Genomic DNA, 10,047 nt, shown 5'->3' with positions numbered 1-10,047 from the left:
CCCAGTCGCCGAGCTGCGTCTGGGCGTCGTCGGCGAGCGGCCCGACCACGGCGACCTTCAGGGGCGCCGCGGCGTCGAGCGGCAGCAGGCCGTCGTTCTCGAGCAGCACGATCGAGCGTCGTGCCGTCTCGAGGTTGAGTTCGGCGTGTGCGGCGCTGCCGACCACGGCATCCCGCTCGTCCTGCGGCAGTCGCGGGTTCTCGAACAGTCCGAGCTCGAACTTCAGGGTGAGGATGCGGGCGACGGCGTCGTCGAAGGCATCCTCCGCGAGCAGACCGTTCGACACCGCCTCGAGCGCTCCCGCGAAGAACCCGGGGGTGTTCATGACCATGTCGTTGCCGGCGGTGACTGCGGCGGCCGAGGCGTGCGCGTAGTCGGGCTGCACCTGCTGCTCCCACACCATGCGGCCGACGTTGTCCCAGTCGGTGATGAGCGTTCCGGTGTAGCCCCACTCGCCGCGCAGCACGTCGCTGAGCAGCCAGTCGTTGACCGTGATCGGCACGCCGTCGGTGGTCTGGTACCCGAGCATGAACGTGCGACATCCCTCGCGGGCCACCCGCTCGAACGGCGGCAGGAACCACGACCGCAGCTTGCGCCGCGAGATGTCGGCCTCGCTCGCGTCGCGGCCGCCCTGCGTCTCGGAGTAGCCGGCGAAGTGCTTCGCCGTCGCGAGGATGGCGGTCGGGTCGTCGAGGCCCTCGCCCTGGTAGCCGCGCACCATGGCCGAGGCGAGCTCTCCGATCAGGAACGGATCTTCGCCGAACGTCTCGTCGATGCGGCCCCAGCGCAGATCGCGCGCGATGCAGAGCACGGGCGAGAAGGTCCAGTGGATGCCGGTCGCAGCGACCTCGACCGCGGTGGCCCTGGCCACCTTCTCGACCAGCTCGGCATCCCACGTGGCGGCCATGCCGAGCTGCGTCGGATAGATGGTCGCGCCGGGCCAGAACGAGTGCCCGTGGATGCAGTCCTCGCCGACCAGCAGCGGGATGCGCAGCCGAGTCTGCGAGGTCAGCTCGTTCGCGCGCAGGATGCGCTCGGGCGAAGTGTGCAGGATCGAGCCGACGTGCTTGCCGAGCACGTGATCGTCGAGGTCGTCGCGGGCGTCGAGCTGCAGCATCTGCCCGACCTTCTCCTCGACCGTCATGCGATCGAGGAGGTCGGCGACGCGTGCCGCGATCGGCAGTTCGGGGTCGAGGTACGGCAGGGATTCGGTCAGGGTCTGAGAGGTCATCACTCGGCGTTCTGTGTCTTCGTATCGGTCTGTGTCTTCGAGTCGGTCGTCGTCGCTGCCGCCGCGCTCTGCACGGTACCCGAGTCGGTCGTGGGCACGCTGCGCACCGCCGTCACCGGGTCGTTCACGTTGAGGCCCTTCTTCTTCATCGCCCGGGCGCGCTCACCCGCCGACCGCAGTCGCGGGTTCACGTACTCGTCGATGCCGAAGTTGATGAGCGACAGGGCGACGCCGATGATCGCGATGCAGAGACCTGCGGGCACGTACCACCACCACAGGCGGGGGAAGGCGCCGTTCTGCTGCGCCCAGAACAGGATCGTGCCCCAGTTGAGGTTGCTCACCGGGATCACGCCGATGAAGGCGAGGGTCGTGAGGCCGAGGATGGCCGCGGTGACGGTGCCGACGAAGCTCGACGCGATCAGCGCCAGGAGGTTCGGCAGCATCTCGACCGTGATGATGCGGTGCAGCGGCTCGCCGTTCGCGCGGGCGGCCTGGATGAAGTCGCGGTTGCGCAGCGACATGGTCTGCGCGCGGAGCACACGCGCACCCCATGCCCAGCCCGTGAGGCCGAGCACCGCGGCGATCACGATGAGCGGCGGGTTCTCGAACTGCGAGGCGACGATGATGATCAGCGGGATGCCGGGGATCACGAGGAACACGTTGGTGAGGGCCGAGAGCGATTCGCTCTTCCACCCACGCACGTACCCGGCGATGACGCCGATCGTGATCGCGATGATCGTGGCGATGATCGCTGAGAGGAAGCCGACGACCACCACGCCGCGCGTACCGAAGATCAGCTGGCTCAGCACGTCTTCACCCATGTGGGTGGTGCCGAGCCAGTGGTCGAACGACGGCGCCTGGCGAAGGGCCGTACGGTCCTTCTGCGTCGGACCGTAGGGCGCGAGCAGCGGGGCGAAGATCGCGATCAGCACGAACACCCCGAGGATGATCAGACCCGCGATCGACTTGGGGTTGCGGAACATCGCGAAGGACTGCGCCATCTGCGACCAGAAGGTCTTGCGGGCGGGCACGTCGTCGCCCGCGGTGCGGAACGTCGCGGTCTCCGGCATCCCGGTGGCGATCGTGCTGCCGTCGGGTGCCGTGGACTCGGTCGAGGTGGGAACGCTCATGTCAGGCCTCCGTCTGGCGCGTGCGCGGGTCGAGGTATGCGTAGACGATGTCCGCCAGGATGTTGGCGACCAGCACCGACAGCGTGATCACGAGGAAGACTCCCTGCATCAGGGCGAAGTCCTTCGCGTTGGTGGCGTCGAGCAGCAGCTTGCCGACGCCCGGGTAGCTGAAGACCATCTCCATGACGATCGTCCCGCCCACGATGAAGCCGATCGACAGCGCGAAGCTCTGGATCTGCGGCAGCACCGCGTTGCGGGCGGCGTACGCCCACAGCACCCGCCTGTTCGGCATGCCCTTGGCCTGCGCGACGGTGATGTAGTCCTCGTCGAGCACCGTGAGCATCATGTTGCGCATGCCCAGCATCCAGCCGCCGAGCGAGGCGATGATGATCGTGACCGCCGGCAGGGTGCCGTGCATGATCACCTGGCCGATGAAGTCGAAGCTCCACTCGGGTGACTGCCCCTTGTCGTAGGCGTGCGACGAGGGGAACCACTTGAGCGTCGACGAGAAGATCGCGATCGCGATGAGGCCGAGCCAGAAGTACGGGATGGTGTTGAAGAACGTGGTGATCGGGATGAGCGCGTCGAGACGGCTGCCGCGCTTCCAGCCGACGATCGCGCCGCCGACCGTGCCGAGCACGAACGAGATGATCGTCGCGAGACCGACCAGGCCGAGCGTCCAGGGCAGGGCGGATGCCAGCACCTCGGACACCGGGCGCAGGCCGTGCAGGGTCGAGATGCCGAGGTCGCCGCGGAACAGCATCGCCCAGTAGTCGACGTACTGCTGCCACATGGTCTTGTCGGAGTCGATGCCGAGCAGGATGCGCAGCGAGTCCGCCGCCTCGGGGCTGATGTTGCGGTTGCGGGCGAGATACGAGCTGACCGCATCGCCCTTCATGAACCGCGGCAGGAAGAAGTTGATCGTGATGGCCGCCCACAGCGTGAACAGGTAGAAGCCCGCCCGTCCGGCGAAGAACCGCCAGGGCACGACCGCGCGGCCCTTCTGCGCGGTGGTCGCGGTGGTGCCGACCTCGAGCGCATCGCGGTTCTCGTCCTCGATGAGAGGGAGCTGGGGGGATGCGGTGGTCACTGGGCACCTCCGTGCGAGCCGGCCGTCGCGAAGTGCTTGTCGGGGTCGGGAGACGCCGCCCGCAGCTCGCGTGTGTAGGGGTCCTGCGGATTGAGGATCACGTCGTCGGCGTCGCCGTACTCGACGACCCGACCCTGGTTGAGCACCATGATCCGGTCGCTGAAGTGACGCGCGGTCGCGAGGTCGTGGGTGATGTAGAGCACGCCGAGTCCCTCTTCGCGCTGCAGGTCGGCGAGCAGGTTCAGCACGCCGAGGCGGATCGACACGTCGAGCATCGACACCGGCTCGTCGGCGACGAGCAGAGCGGGTCGCGAGGCCAGGGCACGGGCGATGGCCACACGCTGCCGCTGGCCACCCGACAGCTCGTGCGGACGGCGGTCGATCACCGCATCCGCGTCGAGCCGCACGCGCGCGAGCAGGCGGCGCACCTCGGCCTCGGTCTCTTTCTTCGGCACGACGTCGTCGAGGCGGATCGGCCGCTCGAGGTGGTACCTGATCGAGTGGTACGGGTTGAGCGAGGCGAACGGGTCCTGGAACACCATCCGCAGCTGCTGACGGTACTTCCGCAGCCCCTTGCCCCGACGCGGGATGGGCCTGCCGTCGAGGCGCACCTCTCCGCTCGTGGGCGTCTCGAGCTGGGTGAGGATCTTGGCGATCGTCGACTTGCCGCTGCCGGACTGACCGACAAGACCGATGGTCTGGCCCGACTCGAGTGTGAAGCTGACGTCGTCGAGGGCTTTGAGCCGTCCGGCGCCTCGCACGTTGTAGACCTTGGTGACATTCGCGAACTCGAGAGTGGTCATCGCGTCAGCACTCCTCTCGCACCGGTGAGACGGGGGAACGACGACAGCAGCGTCTTCGTGTAGTCGTGTTGCGGGCTCGTCCAGATCTGCTCGGCCGCGGCGAGCTCGACGATCTCGCCCTGACGCATGATCGCGATGCGGTCGCTGATCTCGAGCAGCAGGGGAAGGTCGTGGGTGATGAAGATCACCGAGAAGCCGAACTCGTGACGCAGCTGCGAGATCTGCTTGAGGATCTCGCGCTGCACGAGCACGTCGAGCGCGGTGGTCGGCTCGTCCATGACCATCAGCTGCGGGCGCAGGGCGAGCGCCATCGCGATCATCACGCGCTGGCGCATGCCGCCCGACAGCTCGTGCGGGAACGAGCGCGTGCGCTGCCGACCGACCTTGACGATCTCGAGCAGCTCCTCGGCCTCGGCGCGGCGCTGCCTGCGGGTCATGTCCGGGCGGTGGATCTCGTAGACGTCCTCGAGCTGCGAGCCGATCGTGGCCACCGGGTTGAGCGCGTTCATCGCCCCCTGGAAGACCATCGACACCTTGTCCCAGCGGAACTTCTGCATGGCCTCGACGCCGAGCGCATTGATGTCGACGTCGTCGCCGGATGCATCGTGGAACGTCACGCTGCCTCCGGAGATCACGGCGGGCGCCCGCAGCAGACGCTGCACTCCGTAGGCGAGCGTGGTCTTGCCGCATCCGCTCTCGCCGGCGAGACCGAGGATCTCGCCGCGCTGCAGTTCGAGCGTCACGTTCTTCACCGCCTCGACGGGCGGATCGACGTCGTACACGACCGAGAAGTCGCGCACGCTGAGGAGGGTGTCTGTCATGGGGTGTCCTTCGTCGGGTGGGGCGTTTCGTCTCGGTCCGCTCGCTCAACGACCGGGCATCACCGGTCGTTGAGCGAGGAGCGAAGCACCGAGACGAAACGCGCCCGTGCGCTGCTTACTCGGCCGGCTTCAGCTTCGTGAGGATCATCACGATGTTCTGCTGAGTCGGGTCACCCGATGCGTAGGGGTCCTCCTCCGACGGCCATCCGACGTAGTTGCGGGTGTTGTACTCGCCCAGCAGCGGGTGCGCGCCGAGCGGGATCGCCGGCACCTGGTCGACGAAGATCTGCTCGAGCGTCGTGATCGCCGAGGTGCGCACGTCGTCGGACGATGCGTTGGCGTAGGCGTTCAGCGCCTCGGTGGCGGCCGGGTCGTCGAAACGTCCGAAGTTGAACCCGGCGATGCCGTCGGGCGAGATCCAGCGCGGGTCCATCGTCGAGGTGTAGAGGCCGTAGGCCGTGCCGCTGTCCTCGAGCCAGTGGATGATCGCCGAGAACGTGCCCTCGTCGCGGGGACCTGCCCAGCCGCCCCAGTCGGGCATGTCGATCTTGACCTCGGCGCCGATCGCCTCGGTGACGTCTTCGGCGATGAGCTCCTGCGCGGTGTTCCAGTCGCTCCAGCCCGAGGGCACCGAGAGGGTGAACGAGACGGGCGTGCCGTCGGGGTCGATCAGCGCGTCGTCCTTCCAGGTGTAGCCGGCGCCCTCGAGCAGGTCGCGCGCCTTCTCGGCGTCGACCGAGTAGTCCTCGCCCTGGAACGCGGGCTGGATCTCGTCCTCGAGGATCGACGACAGACCCGTCACCGACCAGACCGGCTCGCTCGCGCCCTCGCGGGCGATGTCGACGTAGGCGTCGCGGTCGATGACCCAGGCGAGTGCCTGTCGGAAGACGACGTCGTCGAACGGCTTCTCCTGCAGGTTCATGAACAGCGTGGCAGAACCCGTGGTCGGCGCCACGAAGTATTTGTTGTGCTCGGGGTCGGCGTCGAGGAACTGCTCCTGGATCTGCGGGATGAACGCCTGCGCCCAGTCGGCCTCGCCCTGCGCGAGCGCCGTGGTGAGAGCCGTGTTGTCGCCGTACGAGACGTAGTGCAGCTCGGGAACGGCGAGGTCGCCGCCCCAGTAGTCCTCGCGGGCCTCGAGGGTGACCGACTCGGTCGACCAGTTCGAGAGGGCGTAGGGGCCGGTGCCGACGAGGTCGTCGCCCTTCACGGGGTCGGTCGCCGGCGAGTCGAACTTCTCCCAGATGTGCTTCGGCACGATCGGCACGTGCAGCACGCGAGCCTGGTTGACGTACTTCGACTCACCGAAGGTCAGCGTGACCGCGTCGCCCTCGATGGTCGCGCCCTCGAACTTGAGACCCGCGGTGTCGAGCTCGGGCGTCGAGACGAGCTCGTAGGTGAAGACGATGTCTTCAGCGGTGAACGGCTCGCCGTCGCTCCAGGTGACGTCCTTGCGGGGCACGACCGTGACGGCCGTGTAGTCGTCGTTCCACTCGATGCTCTCGGCGAGCCAGGGGGTGACCTCGCGGTCGCCGGTCTGGTTGACGAGGCCGAGAGTCTCGAAGATGACCTTGCCGTAGCCGTACTTCGAGGCCGACGAGTCGCCGACGTACGGGTTGTTCGACTCGGTGGTGATCGCTCCGTCGGGCTTGGCGATCGTGAGGGCTGCGCCGCCGGCACCGGCGTCACCGTCGCTCGATCCTCCGGCTGCACAGCCGGCGAGGACCGACACGCTGAGTGCGGAGACCGCCGCGGCGGCGATCAGGGACTTTCTGAGCTTCATTGCTTCTCCTTGGGCACGGGTCTTTGTGCTGTGTGACCGTCGTCTGCACGGGCATCCGACGAGATTTGCTTACTGGCGAGAAAGTAAGCTGATGCGAGGTTACCCGTCAGTAAGTAGAGTTGCAAGTACGATCCAGTGCAGGATTCCGCGCAGAAGAGGATGGACCATGTCGAAGGATGCTGTCGCCCACACGTCCGTCCGCCCTGCCACCCGCGAGAAGCGGGAGCAGATCCTCAAAGCAGCCGTCGAGATCTTCGGCAACAAGGGGTCGACCAACGGCACGCTCGCCGATGTCGCCGAGCAGGTCGGCATCACCCATGCGGGAGTGCTGCACCATTTCGGTTCGAAGCAGAAGCTGCTGCTCGAGGTGCTCGCCTACCGCGATCAGGCCGACGTCGCGAACCTCGCCGAGAAGCACATCCCGGGCGGCCCCGAGCTGTTCCTGCACCTCGTGCGCACCGCGATAGCGAACGAGCGTCGCCCCGGCATCGTGCAGGCCTACACCGTGCTGTCATCGGAATCCGTGACCGACAACCACCCGGGCCGCGAGTACTTCGAAGACCGCTACACGACCCTGCGCCGCGAGGTCACCGATGCGTTCACGCTGCTGTGCGCGCAGGAGGGCGTGACCGACACCGGCACGATCGCCACGGCCGCCGCCAGCATCCTCGCCGTGATGGACGGCCTGCAGCTGCAGTGGCTGCTGCACCGCGACGTGATCGACCTGGGCGAGGCGAGCGAGTTCGCGATCCGCGCGATCGTGAACGGCGTGCTGCACCCCGGGCCCGCACTGGAGTCCTACCGCCGCGACTAGGCTCGTGGCCATGACGATCGACCTCGAAGCGCTGTACATCGACCTGCACCAGCACCCGGAGCTGTCGTTCCAGGAGACCCGCACCGCCGGCATCGCCGCCGGGCATCTGCGCGATCTCGGCCTCGAGGTGCACGAGGGCATCGGCGTCACCGGCGTGGTCGGGGTGCTCGAGAACGGCGACGGTCCCGTCGTCTGGGTGCGCGCCGACATGGACGCCCTGCCCGTCGGCGAGGAGACCGGCCTCGCCTACGCGAGCACCGCGACCGGCATCGACCCGGCCGGCAACACCGTGCCCGTGATGCACGCGTGCGGCCACGACATGCACGTCACCGCCATGATCGGCGCCGTCGAGAAGCTCGTCGCCGAGCAGGCCGACTGGTCGGGCACCCTGGTCGTGCTGATCCAGCCGGCCGAGGAGTACGGCGCCGGCTCCCGTGCGATGCTCGACGCCGGTCTGCGCGACCTCGTGCCGCACCCCGACATCGTTCTCGGACAGCACGTCACTCCCCTGCCCGCCGGCACGATCGGTGTGCGTCCCGGCACGCAGATGGCCGCATCCGACGGCCTCACCGTCGTGCTGCACGGACGCGGCGGACACGGCTCGCGCCCGCACTCGACGATCGACCCCGTCGTCATGGCCGCGGCGACCGTCATGCGCCTGCAGACCATCCCCTCGCGCGAGGTCGACCCGCGCGATGTCGCCGTCGTGACGGTCGGCTCGATCCACGCCGGACTCAAGAACAACATCATCCCCGCCGAGGCGAAGCTCGAGCTCAGCCTGCGCTACCCGAACGACGAGATGCGCGACAGGGTGCTCGCGAGCGTCGAGCGCATCGTGCGCGCCGAGGCCGCGGCATCGGGAGCAGAGCGCGAGCCCGAGATCCGCACCGACCACACCCTGCCGCCCACGATCAACGACGCCGATGCCACGGCGCGCGTCACGTCGGCACTGCAGCGTGCGCTCGGCGAGGCGTCGGTCATCGACCCCGGCATGTTCACCGGCAGCGAGGACGTCTCGTGGTTCGCCCGCGACACCGGAGCCCCGCTCGTGTTCTGGTTCTGGGGCGGCGTGGACCCGGCGACCTTCGCCGCATCGGCCGCGGCAGGCACGCTCGACAAGGACATCCCGACGAACCACTCGCCGTTCTTCGCGCCCGTGATCCACCCGACCATCGAGGTCGGCGTCACCGCGCTGTCGTCCGCCGCGCGCGAGTTCCTCGGCTGAGCCTCAGCCGCCGATGGCGTTCATGCCGCGGGCGGGCTGCAGGAACGACGGGTCGTTGATCGCATGCCCGGGCAGCTTGCCGTGCACGCAGGAACGCAGCATGGCGGCGATCCCCTCGGCACGCTGACCCGCATCGGACGCCTCGTCACCGCGCAGCACGTCGATCAGGTCGTATTCGGCGTTGGAGAACAGGCAGTTGCGCAGCTGTCCGTCGGCGGTCAGTCGCAGGCGGTCGCACGCACCGCAGAACGGAGCCGTGACCGAGGCGATCACGCCGACCTCGTGCGGCCCGCCGTCGATGCGCCACTTCTCGGCCGGCGCTCCGCCACGTCCGGGCACGGGCTCGAGGCTCCATCGTGCTCCGAGCTTCTCGAGGATCTCCTCGCGCGTGACCATCGAGGCGCGATCCCACGTGTGTCCGGCGTCGAGGGGCATCTGCTCGATGAAGCGCAGCTGCGCACCGACCTCCATCGCGAACGCGACCAGGTCGGGCAGCTCGTCGTCGTTCACCCCGCGCATCGCGACGGTGTTGAGTTTGAGCGGGCGGAGTTCGGATGCCGCCGCTGCCGCGATGCCCTCGAACACGTCGTCGATGCGGTCGCGGCGCGTGAGGTCGGCGAAGCGCTGACGGTCGACCGTGTCGATGCTGATGTTCAGACGGGTGAGGCCGGCCTCGATCAGCGCGGGCAGATGCTTCGCGAGGGTGATGCCGTTCGTGGTCATCGCGACCTCGACGGGACCCTCGTCGCCCTCGATCGCCGAGACACGTCGCACGACGTCGACGATGTCGGCGCGCAGCAGCGGCTCGCCGCCCGTGAGCCGGAACGTGCGGATGCCGAGCGAGGCCGCAACCTGCGCCACCTCGACGATCTCGTCGGTCGACAGGATGCTGGTGCGCGCGAGCCATTCGTTGCCCTGCTCGGGCATGCAATAGGTGCAGCGCAGCGAGCAACGGTCCGTCAGCGAGATGCGCAGGTCGCGATGCACGCGGCCGTGGGTGTCGACGAGCCCCTGCGATGCGGGCGTGGCGGCATCGAGGACTGCGGCGCTCGGCGCCCGCATCCCGATCACGACCGGCACAGCCGTCATCGCTCGATCCCTCTCCCCGACATGTTCCGAGACTACCCGCGGCTCCGGCACCGATGCCCAT

General features: G+C 68.2%; 9 protein-coding genes. 2 read left to right on the top strand and 7 right to left on the bottom strand.

Annotation, left to right across the window (positions count from 1 at the left end; genetic code table 11):
* The 6 genes from RTM68_RS14295 to RTM68_RS14270 all read right to left on the bottom strand — a co-directional run.
* Positions 1–1,231: glycoside hydrolase family 3 protein (locus RTM68_RS14295; RefSeq protein WP_312172088.1), on the bottom strand; the 1,231-nt coding region annotated here is incomplete at its 3' end.
* The gene (locus RTM68_RS14290) at positions 1,231–2,361 is read right to left on the bottom strand and encodes an ABC transporter permease (RefSeq protein WP_312172086.1); all 1,131 of its coding nucleotides are present in this window, start codon (positions 2,359–2,361) and stop codon (positions 1,231–1,233) included. The genes RTM68_RS14290 and RTM68_RS14295, both read right to left, overlap by 1 nt.
* Position 2,362: 1 nt before the next feature.
* Positions 2,363–3,451: an ABC transporter permease gene (locus RTM68_RS14285; protein ID WP_312172084.1), complete on the bottom strand. Its 1,089-nt coding sequence runs from the start codon at positions 3,449–3,451 to the stop codon at positions 2,363–2,365.
* On the bottom strand, positions 3,448–4,254 hold the full coding sequence (locus RTM68_RS14280) for an ATP-binding cassette domain-containing protein (RefSeq protein ID WP_312172081.1): 807 nt from the start codon (positions 4,252–4,254) through the stop codon (positions 3,448–3,450). Before RTM68_RS14280 ends, RTM68_RS14285 begins: the two co-directional genes overlap by 4 nt.
* Positions 4,251–5,075, bottom strand: coding sequence for an ABC transporter ATP-binding protein (locus RTM68_RS14275; protein ID WP_312172080.1), 825 nt, complete (start codon positions 5,073–5,075; stop codon positions 4,251–4,253). The genes RTM68_RS14280 and RTM68_RS14275 overlap by 4 nt, the downstream gene beginning before the upstream one ends.
* A 115-nt stretch (positions 5,076–5,190) precedes the next feature.
* The gene (locus tag RTM68_RS14270) at positions 5,191–6,858 is read right to left on the bottom strand and encodes an ABC transporter substrate-binding protein (RefSeq protein ID WP_312172078.1); all 1,668 of its coding nucleotides are present in this window, start codon (positions 6,856–6,858) and stop codon (positions 5,191–5,193) included.
* A gap of 166 nt (positions 6,859–7,024) precedes the next feature.
* Between RTM68_RS14270 and RTM68_RS14265 the strand changes: the two genes are divergently transcribed.
* Positions 7,025–7,672 carry a TetR/AcrR family transcriptional regulator gene (locus tag RTM68_RS14265; protein WP_312172075.1) on the top strand — a complete coding sequence of 216 codons (648 nt, stop codon included), beginning with the start codon at positions 7,025–7,027 and terminating at the stop codon, positions 7,670–7,672.
* Between the two features lie 10 nt (positions 7,673–7,682).
* Entirely contained in the window at positions 7,683–8,897 is a 1,215-nt protein-coding gene (locus RTM68_RS14260; RefSeq protein ID WP_312172074.1) for an amidohydrolase, read from the top strand.
* 3 nt (positions 8,898–8,900) lie between these two features.
* On the opposite strand, the gene moaA is transcribed toward RTM68_RS14260, so the two are convergent.
* A complete protein-coding gene (gene moaA, locus RTM68_RS14255) occupies positions 8,901–9,986 on the bottom strand; it encodes a GTP 3',8-cyclase MoaA (RefSeq protein ID WP_312172072.1) in 1,086 nt (361 codons plus the stop codon).
* Positions 9,987–10,047 lie beyond the last annotated feature (61 nt).

The sequence above is a fragment of the Microbacterium sp. genome (genome assembly GCF_031988965.1).
Classification (GTDB): domain Bacteria; phylum Actinomycetota; class Actinomycetes; order Actinomycetales; family Microbacteriaceae; genus Microbacterium.
The sequence above is the reverse complement of the archived record's forward strand: the minus strand, read 5'-3'. Positions and strand labels throughout refer to the sequence as shown.